Origin of the sequence: Frigoribacterium faeni, from assembly GCF_011761235.1 — a bacterium.
Lineage (GTDB): Bacteria > Actinomycetota > Actinomycetes > Actinomycetales > Microbacteriaceae > Frigoribacterium > Frigoribacterium faeni_A.
The window spans coordinates 1,321,789-1,340,659 of record NZ_JAAOYW010000001.1 but is presented as its reverse complement, the minus strand read 5'-3'; the positions used below and the strand labels follow the sequence as shown (position 1 = coordinate 1,340,659).

Here is an 18,871-nt window from a genome sequence, read left to right as displayed (position 1 = left end):
CGCGGGCGGCCGGGTTCCTGGATCGCGGAACCGGCGTCCGCCCGGCGCGGGCCCGCAGCCCCGGCCTCAGCCACGGCCTCAGCCACGGCGCCGGGGGCTCGCGCCGCATCCTGACGGGATCCCTACGCCGGGGGCCTGCGCCGCGCCTCCTCGGGGCGGTACCGTCGTCGAGGAGGGCACGTGAAGATCCTGATCGCCGACGACGACCCGCAGATCCTGCGGGCGCTCAAGGTGACCCTCGGCGCCCACGGCTACGAGATCGTGACCGCGGCCGACGGTCGAGAGGCGCTCGACCTCGCGATGACGCAGCACCCCGACCTCGTCATGCTCGACCTCGGCATGCCGCGGCTCGACGGCGTCGAGGTGATCGCGGGCCTGCGCGGTTGGTCGACGGCCCCCGTGCTCGTCGTCTCGGGACGCACCGACGCCGCCGACAAGGTCGAGGCGCTCGACGCGGGCGCCGACGACTACGTGACCAAGCCGTTCGCCATGGAGGAGCTGCTCGCCCGCATCCGCGCCCTCACCCGCCGCCTCGCGCCGGGCGACGACGACTCGCCGGTCGTCGAGTTCGGCGACGTGCGGGTCGACCTGTCGGCGACGACCGTCGTCCGCGCCGGCGAGGTGGTGCGGCTCACGCCGACCGAGTGGCGCGTGCTCGAGCTGCTGCTGCAGAGCCCGGGCAAGCTCGTCACGCGCGAGACGCTGCTGACGCAGGTGTGGGGCGCGTTCCACGCGAAGGACACCGGCTACCTCCGCCTCTACTTCGCCCAGCTGCGCAAGAAGCTCGAGCCCGTGCCGGCCGAGCCGCGCTACCTCGTCACCGAGCTGGGCATGGGCTACCGCTTCGTGCCGGACGGAGGCGCCCCCGCCTCCTGAGCACCGGTCGCCTGGGTGCCGGGCTGCGCCGCGGGTCGAGACCCCGCAGGCGGGGCTCGCCGCGCCGCCGCGCGACATCCTCACGACATCCTTACGCCCGACGCCCCTGACGGCGTCGCGGCGGGCGTACCGTTGCTCCGTCGTGCCGTCCCGAGCGCGACGAGCGACGAGAGGTCACCGTGTCCACGACGTCCGAGCAGCGCGACGCCGACGCGCTGGAACCGCAGCTCTCCCGCACGTCGGGATCGCGCCTCCGTGGCTGGCTGCTGGGCGGCCTCACCGAGAACAGCGGCGCCCACCAGGGCCCCCACGCCAGCACCGTCGAGAAGACGCACTCGTGGTGGCGCGTGATGTGCCTCACCGGCGTCGACTACTTCTCGACCCTCGGCTACCAGCCGGCGATCGCCGCCGTCGCGGCCGGCCTGCTGTCGCCGCTCGCGACCATCGTGCTCGTGCTGCTGACGCTGTTCGGCGCCCTGCCGGTGTACCGGCGCGTCGCCCGCGAGAGCCCCCGCGGCGAGGGCTCGATCGCGATGCTCGAGCGGCTGCTGCCCTGGTGGGGCGGCAAGGTGTTCGTGCTCGTGCTGCTCGGCTTCGCCGCGACCGACTTCATGATCACCATCACGCTGTCGGCGGCGGACGCCACCGCCCACGCCGTCGAGAACCCCTTCGCGCCCGCCTGGTTCCACGGGGCGGAGGTGCCGCTCACGCTGTTCCTCGTCGCGCTGCTGGCCGCCGTGTTCCTGCGCGGGTTCAAGGAGGCGATCGGCATCGCCGTCGTCCTGGTCGGCGTGTTCCTGGCGCTCAACCTCGTCGTGATCGCCGTGTCGCTCGCCCACGTCGCCGAGAACCCGGTCGTCATCGGCGACTGGTGGCAGGCGCTCACCGTGCAGCACGGCAACCCGCTCGTGATGGTCGGCATCGCCCTGATCGTGTTCCCGAAGCTGGCGCTCGGCCTGTCCGGCTTCGAGACCGGCGTCGCCGTCATGCCGCAGATCACCGGCGACGCGAGCGACACCCCGCAGCAGCCGGTCGGGCGCATCCGCGGCGCACGTCGCCTCCTGACGTCGGCCGCCATCATCATGAGCTCGTTCCTCATCCTGTCGAGCTTCGCGACGACGCTGCTGATCCCGCAGGAGGAGTTCCAGGCAGGAGGCGAGGCGAACGGCCGTGCCCTCGCCTACCTCGCGCACGCCTACCTGGGCGACGGGTTCGGCACCCTCTACGACGTCGCGACGATCTGCATCCTGTGGTTCGCGGGCGCCTCCGCGATGGCCGGCCTGCTCAACATCGTGCCGCGCTACCTGCCCCGCTACGGCATGGCGCCGCAGTGGGCCCGGGCGGTGCGGCCGCTCGTGCTGGTCTTCACCGCGATCGCGTTCGTCATCACCATCGTGTTCGACGCCGACGTGGACGCCCAGGGCGGGGCCTACGCGACGGGAGTGCTCGTGCTGATCACCAGCGCCTCCGTGGCCGTCACGCTCTCGGCGCGACGTGCGCGCCAGCGCAAGCGGACCGTCGCCTTCGGCGTCATCGCGCTCGTGTTCGTCTACACGACCGTCGTCAACGTGGTCGAGCGGCCCGACGGCGTCCGCATCGCCGCGATCTTCATCGTCGGCATCATGGCGGTGTCGCTGGTCTCGCGGGTGCGGCGGTCCTTCCAGCTGCGCGCGACGTCGATCTCGTTCGACGACACGGCGCTCGGCTACGTGCGCGAGGACGCCGACGAGTACGGCTCGATCCGCGTCATCGCCCACGAGCCGGGCCGCGAGGTCGCCGAGATCTACAAGAAGAAGCTCAGCGCGGAGCGCAAGTACAGCGGCATCCCGCAGCGGTCGCCCGTGATCTTCCTCGAGGTGCACCCCGGCGACTCGTCCGACTTCGAGGAGGACCTCGTCGTCACCGGCTGCGTCGTGCACGGCTACCGCGTGCTCCGGGTGACGAGCGGGGCCGTGCCGAACACGATCGCCTCGGTGCTGCTCGCGGTGCGCGACGAGACCGGGGTCGTGCCCGACGTCTACTTCGAGTGGACCGAGGGCAGCCCGCTGTCGAACATGGGGCGGTTCCTCGTGACGGGGGCCGGCGAGGTGGCGCCCGTGACGCGCGAGGTGCTGCGGCAGGCGGAGCCGCACCGCTCGCGCCGCCCCGACGTGCACGTCAGTTAGCCCGCCCGGGCCGCCGCCGCGCCCCGCGCCGCAGAGAACCCCGTTCCGTTCAAAGAACCACGTTCCTTCGTGGTTCTTTGAACGGAACGGGGTTCATCGCCGCTCCTCCACAGGGCCGGCGACGGCCGAGCTGTCGACAGGCCACGGAGGCGGTCGTCGCCTCCGAGGGACCACCGTCGCCATGCTCGGGGCATGCCGTCCGCTCCGGATCCCCTCCGCGTCCCCTTGTCCTTCGCCGCGACCCACGGGGACGGAGCGAAGGAGACGCTCGCCCTGCGTCGGGGGTCTGCCGGCGGCGCGTTGGTGAGGGTCCACCGTGGCGTCTACGCGCCTGCGCCGGACGTGGCCGCCCTCGACCCGCGGGGGCGCCACGTGCTGCTCTGCCGGGCCGTCGTCGCCGCCCTCGGACCACGGTGCGTCGTCTCGCACGCGTCGGCGGTGGAGGCCCTGGGCCTGCCGCGCGTGCACCCGCCCGCGAGCGTCGTCGACGTCGTCGACCCGCGCCGTGAGACCGTTCGCGTCTCGACCCATCTCCGGCGTAGGCCGGGCACCGTGCCCGCCGACGAGGTCGAACGGGTCGGCGAGATCAAGGTCACGTCGCTGGTCCGGACGGCGACCGACGTCGCGCTCACCGCGTCGTTCGAGCAGGCCGTGCTCTGCCTGGACGGCGTCCTGCGTCGGTTGGTCCTGCCCCGCGGCCACGCGGAGGGCGCCGCCGTCGAGGCACGTCTCGCGAGATGGCGGGGCGTCCTCGGCGACCGGCTGGGCCCTCCCGGGCGCCGTGGCGGGACCTCGGCACGTCGTGCCCTCGCCTTCGCCTCGCCGTGGGCCGAGAACGGGGGCGAGTCCCTGCTCCGGATCGTCCTGCACGAACTCGGAGTCGGTGAGGTGACCCTGCAGCGCGTCGTGAGGGTCGGCGGTCGTGCGGCCGGTCGCGTCGACGCCTTCCTCGAGGACCACGACACGGCCGTCGAGCTCGACGGCTTCGTCAAGCTGACCGATCCGGCCATGCTCGCCGGACGCACGCCTGCCGAGGCAGCTCGTGATCAGAACCGACGTGACCAGCGCCTCCTCGCTGCGCCGTCCGTACGGCGGGTGGTGCACTGCGAGTACGACGACGTGGTCCACCCCGAGCGACTGACGGGTCATCTGCGCCGAGCCGGCGTCACGGTGGATCCGCGTCGAGTGACGCACTCCGTGCGCGCGGCGGCCCGTCGCTTCGCCGCCAGACCGCTCTGAACCCCGTTCCGTTCAAAGAACCACCGTGCAACGTGGTTCTTTGAACGGAACGGGGTTCGATGCCGGCGGTGGGCGGCGGGCGGCGGGCGGCGGGCGCGGGGGCGGCGGGCGCGCGGCGGGCGGCGGGGGCGGCGCCCGGGGCGCGCGGCGCGCGGCGCGGGGTACGGGGCGGCGGAGGGGCGCTCAGCTTGGCCCGCGCCTCCGGGGTTCCTGTATGTCTGAGGCATGACCGCTTCTCGTTCCCTGCCCTACCCCCTCGGCGTCGCGCCCCTCGAGGGCGGCGGCGCCCACGTCGCCGTGTACTCCGAGACCGCCGACAAGATCTGGTTCTGCCTGTTCGACGACGCCGACGACGGCAGCGCCGGCGCCGAGACGCGCTTCGAGCTCACCGAGCGCACCGGCCACGTGTTCCACACCGTCGTCGAGGAGGCGCGGGTCGGCTCCCGCTACGGCCTCCGTGTCGCGGGCCCCTGGGACCCGGCCTCGGGCCTCCGCCACAACGAGGCGAAGCTGCTGCTCGACCCGTACGCCACGGCCCTCGACGGCCGCTTCGACTGGGGCCAGGCCGTCTTCGGCCACGACATGGACGACCCCGAGACGATGGACGAGACCGACTCGGCGGCAGCGATGCCCCGCAACGTCATCGCCGACCGCGCCTTCGACTGGGCGGACGACGAGCGTCCGCTGACCGCCCTCGAGGACACGGTCGTCTACGAGGTGCACGTGAAGGGCTTCACGCAGCAGCACCCCGACGTGCCCGAGGATATCCGCGGCACCTACGCGGGCCTCGCGCACCCCGCCTCGATCAAGTACTTCACCGACCTCGGCGTGACCGCGGTCGAGCTGCTGCCCACGCACCAGTTCGTGCAGGACAGCCACCTCGAGGAGAAGGGCCTGCGCAACTACTGGGGCTACAACTCCATCGGCTTCTTCGCGCCCCACGACGAGTACGCGTCGGAGGCCGCGGGCACGCGCGGCGGCCAGGTCGCCGAGTTCAAGGCCATGGTCAAGGCCTTCCACGAGGCCGGCCTCGAGGTGTGGATGGACGTCGTCTACAACCACACCGCCGAGGGCAACCACATGGGCCCGACGATCTCGTTCAAGGGCATCGACAACGCCGCCTACTACCGCCTCGTCGAGGGGGAGGAGTCGGCCTACTTCGACACGACCGGCACCGGCAACAGCCTCAACGTGAGCCACCCCGCGGCCCTCGGCCTGATCATGGACAGCCTGCGCTACTGGGTCACCGAGATGCACGTCGACGGCTTCCGCTTCGACCTCGCCACGACGCTCACGCGTCAGGGCGGCGAGGCCAGCGAGCACAGCGCGTTCCTCACGCTGATCCACCAGGACCCGGTGCTGCAGAGCGTCAAGATGATCGCCGAGCCATGGGACACCGCCGGCTACCAGGTGGGCGGCTTCCCCGCTGACTGGTCGGAGTGGAACGGCAAGTTCCGCGACGACGTCCGCGAGTTCTGGAACGGCGAGCCCGGCGTCCTGTCGACGTTCTCCGACCGCGTGCTCGGCAGCCCCGACGTCTACGAGGACTCGCGCCGCTCGCCGCTGTCGAGCGTCAACTTCGTCACCGCGCACGACGGCTTCACGCTGGCCGACCTGACGATGTACGCCGAGAAGCACAACGAGGCCAACGGCGAGGACAACGCCGACGGCGAGAGCGACAACAAGTCGTTCAACGGCGGCATCGAGGGCCCCACCGACGACGGCGCCGTGAACGAGTACCGCGACCGTCAGCGCCGCAACTTCCTCGGCACGCTGCTGCTCAGCGCGGGCGTGCCGATGATCCTCGGCGGCGACGAGATCGCGCGCAGCCAGGGCGGCAACAACAACGCCTACTGCCAGGACAGCGAGATCTCGTGGTTCGACTGGGAGCGCGCCGACCGCGACCTGCTCGCCTTCACGACCGAGCTGATCACGCTGCGTCGCGAGAACGCCGCCCTGCGCCCCGACTGGTTCCGCTACGCGCCCGAGGTCGAGAGCGACGACCACGTGCAGGTGCGCCGCGCCGACGACCACTCGTTCTCGACCGGCGACTGGCAGCAGGGCGAGAACAAGGCGATCACCTTCGTGCTCACGCACAAGGACGCCGACGCGTTCGCGTTCCTCACCAACGGCTCGACGAGCGTGGTCGAGTTCCAGGTGCCCGAGGCGCCGCACGGCGAGTGGGAGCTCGCCAGCTCGAGCGACCCCGACCAGCAGGTCGAGGGCCCCGTCACGACGCTGCTCGTGCGCGACGCCAGCTTCACGCTGCTCCGCAGCCGCGCCTCCTAGGCACGACCCGGGCCCGACCGGACGCAGGACGGGACCGGGGGAGGCGGCAGGCCGGACCCGAGGAGGCGCGCGTCGCCTCCTCGGCTCCGGTCAGCGGGCGTCGGGAGCCGGGCGGACGGTCGAGGGCTGAGACGACGAGAGGGCGGGCACCGGATCGGTGCCCGCCCTCCGGCGGTGTCGGGGCTGGCCCGCGGCGGTCAGGCCGAGACGAGCTGTCGGGCCGGCTCGACGAAGAAGTCGGCGTACGAGGGGCCCTCGGAGACGACGGGCACGCGGGGCGCCGTCGAGGTGCGACGGCGCTTGGGGTACGCGCCGACCCGGGCGGCCGGCACGCCGGACTGCCGCTGGTAGGAGCTGCCGCTGGTCACGTCGACCCGGCTGCGGACGTGCTCGACGAGCTGCTCCGCGCCGAGGCCTGCGAGCTCGCGGGCGGACACGGATCGGACGGTGGGACGGGGTGCGTCGGTGTTCATGTTCGGCTCATTCCTGGCGCCCTGCGAACGCCTGATCGAACTGCGGATGATGGTCGTGCCGCCGTGAATCGGCACGGTCTCACTGTCGCAGCCGCACCGGCAGGTGTCTAGCTCGCCTAACTACTGTTCGCGTGGCGGATACCGTCCACTACCACGTGAGGGCGTCTCGCGTCCGGGGCGGCGCGCCCGTCGGGCACGCCGCTCGCGCCGCTCAGGCCCGCCGGTCAGGCCCGCCGGTCAGGCCCGCCGGTCGACCAGCGCGTCGCCGAGCTGTCGGGTCAGCTCGGCGTCGATCGCGACGGGCACGTCGTCGAGCGCCGAGACGGGCGCGATCAGCCGGCCGCTCGAGAGCAGCCAGAGGGCGTCGGCCCGGCGGACGACGTCCATCGGCAGCAGCTCCTCCGCGACGTCGTGCCCGAGCGAGCGCAGCACCTCGAAGGCGTCGGCCTGCGTCGTGCCCTCGAGGATGCCCTGGTCGGTGCGCGGCGTGAGGTAGCGGCCGTCGACGCGGGCGACGAGCGAGGCCGAGGGCCCCTCGAGGGCGTACCCGTCGCTGCTCACGAAGAGCACGTCGTCGGCGCCTCGGCGGGCGGCCTCGCGCAGCACGCTCTTGTTGACGGCGTACGAGAGCGTCTTCGCGCCCTGCAGCAGCCACGGCGACGTCTGCGCGACGTCGTGCCGGTAGCCGCGGTCGAGCGAGACGACGCGGATGCCCTCGCGGCGCTCCCGGTCGTGGTCGGGCATCAGCTCGGTGCGCACCCAGGCCGTGGGGGAGCCGTCGCCGCCCTCGACGCCCCGCGTGACGACGAGCTTCTGCAGGAGGAGCGGCGCGGGCTCGTGCAGCCGGGCCGACTCGAGGCACGCGGCGCGGATCACGTCGAGGTCGAGCTCGGGCAGGTCGAGCAGCGCGGCCGAGCGGGCGAGGCGGGCGAGGTGCGGCTCGAGCGCCTGGATCGACCCGTGCGAGACGCCGAGGCCCTCGAAGATGCCGTCGCCGCGCGTGACGCCCAGGTCGGTGACGTGGATCGTCGGGGCGGCCGGGTCGACGACCCGGAAGCCGGTCTCGCCCGGGCCGAGCGGGGGCCCGCCGGCGGCGGCCCGGTCGATGACGACGAGAACGGGAGGCGGGGCGTCGGTCATGGGGTCCTCATCGGGCAGGCGGGGCGCGGGCCCCGGCCGGGGCGCGACGACCCGACGCTAGCAGCGCCGCCGCCCGCCTGCGCAGGTAGCGAGACTGTCTAGCGAAAACGGATGCTGACCAGCCTTTTCGGGAGGAGTCAACCCCTGTCGGCGGGGGCCTCGCCGTCGTAGGCTGGCGGAGCCCGCCTCGTGCAGGCACGTGGCTCTCCGCTCCGTCGGAGCTTCACGCAGGGACGTTCGCTGCGGGGAGTCACGACGAACTGCTCCGTCCCCCTCCTCCGTGTCGTGTCCGGAGGGGCGGGCGACCGGAGGCGGGCCACGCCCCCCGAGGAGGGGCGCGGCCCCGGTGCCGGGTCGCGAACCTGAGCTTCACGGGCAGGGACGCTCGCGACGGCCGACACCGTGCGGGGCCGGTGAAGGCCCCCACGAGGCAAGGCTACGCGTGTCGCCGTAGCCCCCGGACGGGGGTCCGTGAACGTGCACGGCATGCACAGGAACGCATGTGCCCCGGACGGTGCGCCCGTCCCGCGCGGGGAGGCCCCGTCGTCCGCCGTCGGGGCGGCTCGTCGTCTGCCGTCGGGCGGCCTCCTGTCCGCCGTCGGATGGGCTCTGCGTCCGGCGCCCGGCCGCGGTCCCGTCGGACGCGTGGGGCAGACTGTCGCCATGAGCCCCGAGCCGCGTCCCACGACCCTGACCGCCCGGGCGGTCGTCTTCGACATGGACGGCACCCTCGTCGACTCGACCGCCCTCGTCGAGCGCATCTGGACCGACTGGTGCGGTCCGCTCGGCCTCGACCCGGGCGAGGTCCTCGCCTTCGCGCACGGCCGCCAGACGGCCGACACGGTGCGGCGCTTCCAGCCCGACCTGGACGAGGAGGCGGTGCTCCGGCACGTCGACGCCCTGCTGTCGGTCGAGGGGTCGGCCCCCGACGGCGTGGTCGAGATCCCCGGAGCGGCCGCGTTCGTCGCCGCCCTGCCCGCGGCCCAGGTGGCGCTCGTCACGAGCGCGCCCGGGGGCATCGCCCACAGCCGCACGGCGGTGGCCGGGGTCGCCCTGCCCGCGGTCGTCCTCGCCTCCGAGGACGTCGCCGTCGGCAAGCCCGCGCCCGACGGGTACCTGCGGGCCGCCGAGCTGCTGGGCGTCGACCCGGGCGACGTCGTCGTGTTCGAGGACGCGGAGGCGGGGCTGTGGGCCGCACGCGCCTCCGGGGCCCAGGTCGTGGTCGTGGGCGACCACGACGGGCCGGCGGCGGAGGGGCTGCCGCGCATCGCCGACTACCGCGGCGCGGGCGTCGCCGTCGCCGACGACGGGCTGCTGACGCTCACGCTCTGACGCGGCGCGGGCGCGCCGCGAGTGCCCGCCCTGTACCCACCGGCCCGGGCCTGCTCGCCGGACTGGCCCGTCGGCCCCGCCGCACGCTGACACCGTCGAGTGAACCGAACACCGCCCACTACGGCGGTGTTCCGTTCACTCGGCGGTGTCGGGAGCTGCAGCGCGTGCGCCGGCGCGCCTGCCTCGAGTAGCCCGGTTCGACGCCGCCGCGCGCTGACACCGCGGAGTGAACCGGACACCGCCCACTACGGCGGTGTTCCGTTCACTCGGCGGTGTCGGGAGGTGCAGGGCGGCGCGCACGGGTGCGGGGACGTACGGGGCGGGCGCGGCGAGCAGGCGCGGCGGCTAGCCGCTGAGGGGGTGCGACCCGGGGTGCGAGTCGCGGCGGCCGATCGCCCGCGCGAAGGCGCGCAGGGTCTCGCCCGCGCTGTGCCGCGGAGCCCAGCCGAGCTGCTCGCGCGCGGCGTCCGTCGACATGACGGGCACCTTCGCGGCGATGTCGAGCCAGCCGGGCTCGGTGGGCTGCAGGCGGAGCAGCCACGTGACCAGGGCGGCGGCGCGCAGGACGCGGTAGGGCACGGGCAGCATCCGCGTGCCGAACGCCTCGGCGACCATGTGCGGGTCGACGACGGGCTCGGCGGCGAGGTTGAACGCTCCGCCGACGTGACGGTCGATGGCACGCCAGAAGGCGTCGGCCACGTCGTCGGCGTGGACGACCTGCGACACGAAGCGCGGCGCGAGGGGCAGGAAGGGGAGGCGGTGGTGCTGCATCCAGCGCGTCGGCACCCAGCGGCCCAGGAACAGCCCGATGATCTCGCTCGCGGCGGCGGGCTGGAAGACGAGGCCGGGGCGCATGCGGGTGAGCACGACGTCGGGGTGCTTCGCCGACCAGGCGTCCATCAGCCGCTCGTTGACCGACTTGTGCCGCGAGTAGCTCGACCGGCGGACGCCCTTGGTCTTGTGCGACTCCGTGACGCGGCGGGTCTTCGACCCCCGGCTGTAGGCGCCCACGGACGACGCGACGAGCACGTGCGGCACCCCGGCCAGGGCGACCGCGTCGAGCACGTGCCGCGTGCCGACGACGTTCGTGCGCCACATGGCGTCGCGGTCGTGGCTGGGCTGCAGGGCCCAGCCGAGGTGCACGACGGCGTCGGCCCCGACGAAGGCGCGGGCGAGGCGGGCGGGCGACGCGTCAGCGCCGACGTCGATCGTGAACCACTGCACGTCGCCGTAGGGCGGGGAGGCGGTGCGCGGCGCGCGCCGGGCGACGCCGACCAGCTCGGTGACGGCCGGTTCGGACTGGAGCCGCGTCAACAGGGCGGTGCCCAGGTTGCCGGTGGCTCCGACGACGACCACGCGCATGCTGCGGGCTCCCTCGGACGGTTCTCGGACGGTGTCGACGTGCCGCTCCGTGCTCACGGACCGGACGTCGTCTCGACCCTACGCGACCCCCCTGATCGGCGGCCCGCCGTCGGCCCGAGGACGAGTCGTCCCGGTCGCCGGCCGCCCCGGCCGCCTCGAGTTGCCCGGGTCGCCCGATCGCCCGATCGCCCGATCGCCCGAGTTGCCCCGAACGGTCGCCGGCAAAGCGGCGAGGCGACCGTTCGGGGCAACTCCTCCCTGGTGCGGGCGTGCCTGCGGGTGCGTGCGGGTGCGGGAGGGGATGAGGGTGCGGGTGCAGGGCGGGCAGGGGTCAGGGGGCGCCGGCCGCGGCGGCGATCGCGAGCACCGCCTCCTCGTCGAGGACGAACACCTCGTCGCCGTCGTGCTCGTCGTGCACGCGCACCGGAGTCGAGCAGACGGTGCCGTCGGCCAGCAGGTCGACGACGAGGAACCCCGAGCCGCGCAGGGCCCGCTCCGTGCCGTGGGGCGCGCACACGTCGGTCTCGTTCGCGATCGCCGGCGCGACGAGCACGGGCACGCCCGCCGTCGACCCGACGACGTGGCGGTGGTAGTGGCCGCCGAGGACGACGCGGACGTCGGTGCCCTCGATCACCGCGGCCAGCGCCTCCGGCGTCTGCAGGGCGAGCGACTCGTGCAGGGTCGTCGGCGCGGGGAGCGGCGGGTGGTGCAGCACGATCACGGTTCCTCGCGGGGCGGGCTCGGCGAGCAGGTCGCGCAGCCCCTCGAGCTGGGCGGGGCGCAGCAGGCCGTAGCCGGCACCCGGCACCGAGGTGTCGAGCGTGACGATCCGCCAGCCGTCGACGAGCGAGACGCCGTCGACGGGGTGCTCCGGGTCGGGGCCGGGCCGGTCGGAGTCCGGGTGCGTGAGGTGGCCGTCGCCGAGCACCTCGACGAAGCCGCCGCGCAGGTCGTGGTTGCCGGGCACGAGCACGACGGCGGGCGCCGGTGCGGGTGCGGGTGCGGGCGCTGCGTCGGGCGCGGACACGGCGTCGGGCGTGTGCGCCGCGGCCCGTGCCGCAGCCCACGCCTCGAGGCGGTCGCGCAGCAGGGCGTAGGAGGCGGTGCTCCCGTCGTCCGACAGGTCGCCCGAGCCGACGAGCAGCCGGGCTCCCTCGACGCGGGCCGCCTCGGCGAGGACCCGGTCGAGCGCGGCGAGCGTGTCGACGGAGCCCTGGTGCAGCCGGCCGTCGCCGGTCAGGTGCGAGTCGCTCAGGTGGACGAGGCGCAGCGATCCGGGCGGCAGGGCGAACATGCGCCGACCCTACCCGCGCGCGCGGCCCCGGCCGGTGCCGAGGGCGGGTCTTCCGGCTCGAGGGCGGGTCGCCGCCGACCCGCCCTCGGCCCGGAACACCCGCCCTCGACGGTGAAGCACCGGCGGACGGCGAGGCCGCGCCCGCCCTCGACGGTCGCTACGCGAGGAACTGCTCGACGGGCCCGAGGCGCGCGTCGAGCTTGGCGCCGAGCTCGCTGAACATGGCCGTGACCGCGTCCCACTGCTCGTGCGACGGGTTCTGCGGCTCGACGTACAGGCCGTAGAAGCGGCGACCGAGCGCCAGGGTCTCGAGCAGCACCGTCTCGGTGTCGTCGAGGAACTGCGTGCCGTCGCGGCTCAGGTCGGACGCCGTGACGTTGAGCCCGGTCAGCGTGCGGAACCCGCCCGCGGTGAGCGCCTTCGCCGTGGCCGACCGCGACAGCCGCGGCAGCCGACGACGGCCGTCGCCCGGGTCGCCGTGGATCGTGCTCGCCTCGAGGCGCGCCCGCTCGTGCGCGAACACCAGCTCCGGCTCGAGCACGGGGTGGGTGCCAGGGGGCGGAGGGGTGGTCATCGGACCACTGTGACAGGACAGCCGAGCTGCGGCGACGCCCAGTTCGGGGCCGACCCGGGCAGGGGTGGAGCGACCTGTCTAGGGGCGTGGGCGGCGGCGCCGGGGCGACGGGCGCCTCCTCGGGTCGTCGGCGGGTGCGGACGGGGCTGGTGCCGCCTCCTCGCCGGTGCCATCATGCGGGGAGGCAGCGTGGTCGCCGGTGCACGCCGCCGACCTGACCCGCCGGCGTCGTGCCCCAGGGAGTCCCGATGACCGTCCAGCTCACGCCCTACCTCGCGTTCCGTTCGGAGACGCGCGAGGCGCTCGACTTCTACGCCTCCGTCTTCGGCGGCGAGCCGACCTGCGTCACCTACGCCCAGTACGGCATGGGCGGCGACGACGAGGGAGGCAAGGTCATGCACGGCCACCTCGCGACTCCGCACGGGCTGGTGCTGATGGCCGCCGACCGGCCCGACGCGGTGCCGCTCGAGGGCGAGAACGCGATCTCGCTGTCGCTCTTCGGCGACGCGGACGACTCCGAGCGCCTCACCGGCTGGTTCGCGGCGCTCGCCGAGGGCGGGCAGGTGAACCTGCCGCTCGCCCAGGCGCCGTGGGGCGACAGCTTCGGCCAGGTCGACGACCGCTGGGGCATCCACTGGATGGTGAACATCGGGGGCGCCGCGGCCTGACGGCGGGGACCCGAGGAGGTGCGGGTCGGCTGGGGCGTGCGCCGCGCCTCCTGCGGTGGGTCGGGACGGCGGGATCCGAGGAGGTGCGGGTCGGCTGGGGCATGCGCGGCGCCTCCTGCGGTGGGTCGCCCGGCGGGGCTCGGGGCTCGGGGATGATGGGGGGATGGACGACTCCGCGCGCTGCCCCTGCCTGAGCGGCGAGACCTACGGGGCGTGCTGCGGCCCCCTGCACGCGCATCGTGCACCCGCTCCGACCGCCGAGCGGCTGATGCGCTCGCGGTACTCGGCCTTCGTGGTCGGCGACGTCGCGTGGCTGCTCGAGACGTGGCACCCGTCGACCCGTCCGGAGGAGCTGGAGCTCGACCCCGAGGTGCGGTGGTACCGGCTCGACGTGCTCCGGACCGAGCGGGGCGGGCCGCTCGACGACCGCGGCGTGGTCGAGTTCGCCGCCCACCACCGGGTCGACGGGCGCGCGGAGGTGCAGCGCGAGGTCAGCCGGTTCGTCCGGGACCGTGAGCGGCGGTGGCTGTACGTCGACGGGGTGGCGGGGTAGGGCTGGTGCGGGGCGCGGTGCGTCGATCTGCGTGCTGGGTGCTGGGGCGCGGTGCCCGGTGTCGGCGGGTCCCCGTCGTCGCCGGCGGGTGGGCGCCCGCCCGCCGTAGGCCACGGCGACCCGCCGCACTCGCAGGCACGGCCCGCACCGGACGGACCGCTGGTCCGCCCCACCCGTGCGACTAGGCCTGCGCGCTGCCGCCAGGCTGCCCGCCGGGGTCGAGCTGACCGCCCGTCGACGCGCGGCCGAGGGCGTGGGCGAGCTCGGCGAACGCCTCCTGTGAGCGGGCCGCGCCGAGCGCGCCGCCCTTGACGAGGCCGGTGCCGAGGTCGCGGCTGAGCCGCACGACGAGGCGGCCCGCGTCGTCGACGAAGTACTGCAGCCAGAGCGTGACGTGGAACGACTTGCCCGCGAGCACCCCGAGGAACAGCGTCTTCGTGAGGTCGCCCCGCGAGGCCTTCGTGCTGCCGTTCGGCATCTGCTCGAGCCGGAAGCCCAGCGACCCGGCCACGTGGTCGACGAGCCGGCGCGACTCGTCGTGCGGCCCGGTGAAGAAGTAGTCGTAGCTGCTGTCGGCCATGCGTCCCCCGCGTCGTCCCCTCGCGCCCGGTCGAGCGCTGGTCGACAACCTAGCGCGAGCGCCCGCGCGCGGCGACGCACCGCAGACCCTGAACCGGTCTGCGGTGCGCCGCCGTGCGGCTGGCTGCCTCGTCGCCGCTCAGGCGCGAGCCCGACGACGAGCCGTCAGCAGCAGTCCCAGGCCGGCGAGCAGGGCCAGCAGGGCCGCCGCGAGGCCGCCCGTCGACTCGCTGCCCGTGTAGGCGAGGGAGGTGGAGTCGGCCGCCGTCGTGAACGGCTGCGAAGCCGAGGAGGCGGTCGAGACGGACACGGTGCGTCCCGTCGTCGAGGCGGTCACGACGCCGGCGCCGGTGTCGGTCGTCGCGACGTCGCCGCCGATCGTCACGACGTCGCCGTCGTCACCGGTCGTCGGGGTGGTGGGGTCCGACGGGGTGGCGGGGGTGACGGGGACGACGGGGACGACGGGGACGACCGGGGTGACGGGGACGACCGGGACGGCGGGGACCGTCGGGACCGTCGGGTCCGTCGGCTCGGTGCCGGTGCCGGTGTCGGTGCCGGTGCCGGTGCCGGTGGTGTCGCTGTCGCCGACGACGCTCACCGCGTTGCCGCCGAGGTCGATCGGCACCGTGATGACGGGCACGATCTGCGTGCCGCCGCCGATGCTGCCCTCGCCGGTGGTGGTGCCGCCGGTGCCGGTGCCGGTGCCGGGCGTGGTGCCGGTGCCCGTGGTGGTGCCGGTGGAGCTGCTGTCGCCGATGACGCTGACGGCGTTGCCGCCTCCGGTGACGGGTGCGGTGATCACGGGGATGATCTGGGTGCCGCCCGCGATGCCGTCGTTGCCCGTGGTGGTGCTGCCGGTGCCGGTGCCGGTGCCGGTGCCGGGCGTGGTGCTGGTGCCCGTGCCGGTGGTGGTGCCGGTGCTGCTGCTGTCGCCGATGACACTGACGGCGTTGCCGCCTCCGGTGACGGGTGCGGTGATGACGGGGATGATCTGGGTGCCGCCGGCGATGCCGTCGGTGCCCGTGGTGGTGCTGCCGGTGCCGGGCGTGGTGCTGGTGCCCGTGCCGGTGGTGGTGCCGGTGCTGCTGCTGTCGCCGATGACGCTGACGGCGTTGCCGCCTCCGGTGACGGGTGCGGTGATCACGGGGATGATCTGGGTGCCGCCGGCGATGCCGTCGTCGCCCGTGGTGGTGCTGCCGGTGCCGGCGGCGGGCGTGGTGCCGGTGCCGTTGCCGGTGGTCGTGCCGGTGCTGCTGCTGTCGCCGACGACGCTGATCGCGTTGCCGCCGACCGTGACGGGAGCGTCCACGGCGGGGATCACCTGGGTGCCGCCGGCGATGCCGTCGTCGCCCGAGGTGCTGCCGCCGGTGCCCGTGCCGGCGGCGGGCGCGGTGCCCGTGCCGGTCGTGCCGGTGCCGGTGGAGCTGCTGTCGCCGAGGACGCTGATCGCGTTGCCGCCGACCGTGACCGGCACCGAGACGCCGGGGACGATCTGCGTGCCGCCGAGGACGGCGTCCTCACCCGTGGTCGTCGAGCCGGCCGATGCCGGAGCCGACGACGCCGGGGCGCTCGTCGCCGGTGCGGCTGCTCCCGTGCTCGCGCTGTCGCCGAGCACCGAGAGGGCGTTGCCCGACACGGTGACCGGCAGGCTGGCGTCGACCAGGGCCTGCGAGCCCCCGCCGACCGAGTCGCTCCCCGAGGAGGTCGCGGCGGGTGCAGCGGGCGCTGCCGGAGCGGCCGGGGCTGCCGACGTGCTGGCCGCGTCCCCGAGGACCGAGATCGCGGTGTCGGTGACGGTGATCGGGACGTCCACCGAGACGATGCTCTGGGTGCCCGAGAGCAGGCCGGAGTCTCCGCTGGTGGTCGTGACCGGCGCCGGAGCGGCCGGTGCAGCCGCGGGTGCGGTGGCAGGCGCAGCAGCAGCCGGAGCCGGAGCCGGAGCCGCGGCCGGAGCCGGGGCCGGAGCAGCAACCGGGGCTGCCGCCGTGCTGTCGCCGACGACGGACACCGCGTTCCCGAGAGCCGAGACGGGGGCGTCGACGACGGCCTGGACCTGGGTGCCCGAGAGCAGCCCGTCGTCGCCGGTGGTGGCAGGTGCCGCGTTGGCGGCGGTGGTTCCGAGGGCCCAGATGCCCCCGACGAAGAGCGCTCCCATGAGCCCTCTCGAGACGTGCTTGTTCATGACGAACTCCAAGATGAGATGAGGTGTGGTGCCGCGGTCTCGCGGCGTGGTCGCGTGTGTCGTCGACCGGCGAGTGCCAGGTCTCGGGCCGGCTGCGGGTGCAGCGGGGCCCTGACGACGCGACCGACCTCAGTCGGGGGAGCTGTCGGTGTCGTACGTGGGCGTCGACGGGAGGTCGTCGTCGCCGTCCGCGGAGCCCGCCGAGACGGCGAGACCGGGGAGCGAGGAGGGGCGGGCCGCGTCTCCGACGACGGCTCCCGCCGAGCCGGCACCTGCGCCGGCGGAGCCCGAGCCGGCCGAGCCGGTGCTGCCCGAGGGCAGGCCCGGCAGGCCGTCGTCGCCGAGGGGCGAGCGGTGGTCGGCGGGCATCGGGGCGGCAGGCGCCGAGGCGCCGCCGGTGGTCGTGGCGCCCTGCGCCGAGCCGGCGGAGTGCGCGGCGATCGCGGCGCGGAGGGCGCTCGCGGGGTCGGTGGTCACGACGTCCGCGGCCGGTGCGGCGGCGGTGTCGGAGAGGTCGGCGGCCGTCACGTCGTCGCCCGCCAGGCCCGCCTGGAGGCCCGCCGGAGCGTGCGTCGCGGGAGTCGTGCCGTCGCCGACGGCGCCGGTCGAGGTGCCGGGCAGCGGCGTCGTGACGGGCGGGAGGGGAAGGCCGGGAGCGGCGGCGTCGGCCGCGTCGGCGACGCTGCCGACAGCCGTGTCGACGACCTCGGCGACGGGTGCCGTCACCGTGCCGACGGGCGCCTTGCCGACGACGGCGGGCACGACCGGGGTGGCGGCGACGACGGAGTCGACGACCTGCGCGACCGGGGCCACGACCTGCGAGACCGGAGCCGCGGCGGCCACCTGCTGCACGGCCTGCGGCACCACGGGAGCGACGGCCTGGACGACCTGCTGCACCGGGGGAGCCACCGCGGTGGCCTGCGTCGCGACCTGCGTGACCGACGACACCGCGCCTCCTGCGGTCGTCCCGACGGCGGCCACGGGGGCGTCGAGCGACTGGGCGACGCCGCCGACGGCCGACGTGACGCCGCCGAGCAGCGACGGGTCGGCCGGGGGAGCGGCGGGTGCGGCCGACGCGGAGGTCGACGAGAAGAACAAGCTCAGCAGGACGACCGCGAGCGCGGCCAGGCCGGAGACCACGAGGAGGCGCACGAGGGAGAGCGCGGCGGGTCGCCGTGTCGTCCCCTCGGCCGTCTGATCCACGGCGCACCTTCTTCGGTCGCTGAGCTGCTGCCGGGTCGTGAGGCCCGACGACGGGGTGGTTGGTCCCGCTGTGCCCCTTTTCTACGCTCGTGGTCCGGCGATGTCCACGAGATTGCCTCATTTGTACCCCTGACGGCACCTGGGGATCTCCTGGGGAGGAGGCGCGGGCCGAGCCCCTGGGGACGCCCCCGTCCGCAGCAGGTCAGCCGAGCGGCAGGCGCAGCTCGAGCTCGCGGCTCGCGGGGTCGAGCACGTAGGGCACGGTCACGCCCGTCGACTCGAAGCCCCGGCGCCGGTAGTAGGCGACCGCGCGCGGGTTGTCCTCGTGCACGTGGAGCGTCAGCGACGTGCCCTCGGACCGGGCCCACTCGACGACCGTGTCGAGCAGGGCGTCGGCGACCCCCGCCTCCTTGCCTCGGTGAGACGGACGCACGTAGACGCCGATCAGCATCGGCACCCCGGGGGCGTCGAGGTAGCCGCCCATGGTGCCGACCCACTCGCCCGTCTCGTCGTCGATCGCCGCGAGCAGCACGCTGTGGGGGGCCTGGCCTCGGGCTCCGCGCGAGCGCCACTCGGGCTCGCCGTGCGTGAGGGCCGTCGCGAGGGTCTCGCCGTAGGCGAGCGGGGTGTCCTCGAGCATCTCGAGCCGCAGGTCGCGCACCCGCTCCCAATCGTCGGCGGTCGTGCGGCGGATCGTGACGGTGCTCGGGGTGCGCGGGCTCATCTCGCCAGGGTGCCAGACGCGGCCCGGCCCGGCCGCGCGTCGTCGCGTCGCCCGCCGCCCCGCCGTCCGCCCCGCCGTCCGCCTTGCCGCCGCCCCGCCGTCGGCCTTCCCGCCGCCGAACCCCGAAGTGGGGGGTGGGCCCCGCGGGGGGGGGGGGGGGGGGGCCAAAGGGGGGGGGGGGGGGGGGGCCCGGGGGCCCGGGGGGGGGGGGGGGGGCC

The 18,871-nt window shown here is 74.8% G+C and carries 16 protein-coding genes; 7 read left to right on the top strand and 9 right to left on the bottom strand.

Annotated elements, in window-relative coordinates:
- Positions 1 to 180 precede the first annotated feature (180 nt).
- The 4 genes from FHR78_RS06185 to glgX all read left to right on the top strand — a co-directional run bounded on the left by FHR78_RS06185 (position 181) and on the right by glgX (position 6,569).
- Positions 181 to 876: a response regulator gene (locus FHR78_RS06185; protein WP_166759544.1), complete on the top strand. Its 696-nt coding sequence runs from the start codon at positions 181 to 183 to the stop codon at positions 874 to 876.
- Between the two features lie 350 nt (positions 877 to 1,226).
- Positions 1,227 to 3,041 carry an APC family permease gene (locus tag FHR78_RS06180; RefSeq protein WP_243862240.1) on the top strand — a complete coding sequence of 605 codons (1,815 nt, stop codon included), beginning with the start codon at positions 1,227 to 1,229 and terminating at the stop codon, positions 3,039 to 3,041.
- 303 nt (positions 3,042 to 3,344) lie between these two features.
- Entirely contained in the window at positions 3,345 to 4,280 is a 936-nt protein-coding gene (locus FHR78_RS06175) for a hypothetical protein (RefSeq protein ID WP_166759543.1), read from the top strand.
- Between the two features lie 225 nt (positions 4,281 to 4,505).
- Positions 4,506 to 6,569, top strand: coding sequence for a glycogen debranching protein GlgX (glgX, locus tag FHR78_RS06170; RefSeq protein ID WP_166759542.1), 2,064 nt, complete (start codon positions 4,506 to 4,508; stop codon positions 6,567 to 6,569).
- Between the two features lie 197 nt (positions 6,570 to 6,766).
- On the opposite strand, the gene FHR78_RS06165 is transcribed toward glgX, so the two are convergent.
- Together FHR78_RS06165 and FHR78_RS06160 are read right to left on the bottom strand one after the other, a co-directional pair.
- Entirely contained in the window at positions 6,767 to 7,042 is a 276-nt protein-coding gene (locus tag FHR78_RS06165; RefSeq protein WP_166759541.1) for a hypothetical protein, read from the bottom strand.
- A 237-nt stretch (positions 7,043 to 7,279) separates the two neighbouring features.
- Positions 7,280 to 8,182 carry an aminodeoxychorismate lyase gene (locus tag FHR78_RS06160; protein WP_166759540.1) on the bottom strand — a complete coding sequence of 301 codons (903 nt, stop codon included), beginning with the start codon at positions 8,180 to 8,182 and terminating at the stop codon, positions 7,280 to 7,282.
- Between the two features lie 663 nt (positions 8,183 to 8,845).
- Between FHR78_RS06160 and FHR78_RS06155 the strand changes: the two genes are divergently transcribed.
- A complete protein-coding gene (locus FHR78_RS06155; RefSeq protein ID WP_243862016.1) occupies positions 8,846 to 9,514 on the top strand; it encodes an HAD-IA family hydrolase in 669 nt (222 codons plus the stop codon).
- A 345-nt stretch (positions 9,515 to 9,859) separates the two neighbouring features.
- Here FHR78_RS06155 and FHR78_RS06150 read toward each other — a convergent pair whose 3' ends face one another.
- The 3 genes from FHR78_RS06150 to FHR78_RS06140 all read right to left on the bottom strand — a co-directional run bounded on the left by FHR78_RS06150 (position 9,860) and on the right by FHR78_RS06140 (position 12,744).
- Positions 9,860 to 10,933, bottom strand: a complete 1,074-nt coding sequence (locus FHR78_RS06150; protein WP_347878072.1) for an NAD-dependent epimerase/dehydratase family protein — start codon at positions 10,931 to 10,933, stop codon at positions 9,860 to 9,862.
- Between the two features lie 274 nt (positions 10,934 to 11,207).
- Positions 11,208 to 12,170 (bottom strand): metallophosphoesterase, encoded by a 963-nt coding sequence (locus FHR78_RS06145; protein ID WP_166759539.1) that lies wholly within the window; start codon positions 12,168 to 12,170, stop codon positions 11,208 to 11,210.
- 157 nt (positions 12,171 to 12,327) lie between these two features.
- A complete protein-coding gene (locus FHR78_RS06140) occupies positions 12,328 to 12,744 on the bottom strand; it encodes a hypothetical protein (protein WP_166759538.1) in 417 nt (138 codons plus the stop codon).
- A 248-nt stretch (positions 12,745 to 12,992) separates the two neighbouring features.
- On the opposite strand from FHR78_RS06140, the gene FHR78_RS06135 reads away from it, so the two are divergent.
- Together FHR78_RS06135 and FHR78_RS06130 are read left to right on the top strand one after the other, a co-directional pair.
- Complete coding sequence (locus FHR78_RS06135; protein WP_166759537.1) at positions 12,993 to 13,412, top strand: VOC family protein; 420 nt, start codon at positions 12,993 to 12,995, stop codon at positions 13,410 to 13,412.
- A gap of 163 nt (positions 13,413 to 13,575) precedes the next feature.
- Positions 13,576 to 13,965, top strand: coding sequence for a YchJ family protein (locus FHR78_RS06130; RefSeq protein WP_166759536.1), 390 nt, complete (start codon positions 13,576 to 13,578; stop codon positions 13,963 to 13,965).
- A gap of 181 nt (positions 13,966 to 14,146) precedes the next feature.
- Here the strand turns inward: FHR78_RS06130 and FHR78_RS06125 are convergent, their stop codons facing one another.
- The 4 genes from FHR78_RS06125 to FHR78_RS06105 all read right to left on the bottom strand — a co-directional run bounded on the left by FHR78_RS06125 (position 14,147) and on the right by FHR78_RS06105 (position 18,653).
- Entirely contained in the window at positions 14,147 to 14,545 is a 399-nt protein-coding gene (locus FHR78_RS06125; RefSeq protein ID WP_166759535.1) for a hypothetical protein, read from the bottom strand.
- Positions 14,546 to 14,683: 138 nt separating this feature from the next.
- The gene (locus FHR78_RS14835; protein WP_208392766.1) at positions 14,684 to 16,726 is read right to left on the bottom strand and encodes a chaplin family protein; all 2,043 of its coding nucleotides are present in this window, start codon (positions 16,724 to 16,726) and stop codon (positions 14,684 to 14,686) included.
- A gap of 129 nt (positions 16,727 to 16,855) precedes the next feature.
- Positions 16,856 to 17,929 carry a hypothetical protein gene (locus FHR78_RS06110; protein ID WP_166759534.1) on the bottom strand — a complete coding sequence of 358 codons (1,074 nt, stop codon included), beginning with the start codon at positions 17,927 to 17,929 and terminating at the stop codon, positions 16,856 to 16,858.
- 202 nt (positions 17,930 to 18,131) lie between these two features.
- The gene (locus FHR78_RS06105) at positions 18,132 to 18,653 is read right to left on the bottom strand and encodes a GNAT family N-acetyltransferase (protein WP_166759750.1); all 522 of its coding nucleotides are present in this window, start codon (positions 18,651 to 18,653) and stop codon (positions 18,132 to 18,134) included.
- Positions 18,654 to 18,871: the final 218 nt, after the last annotated feature.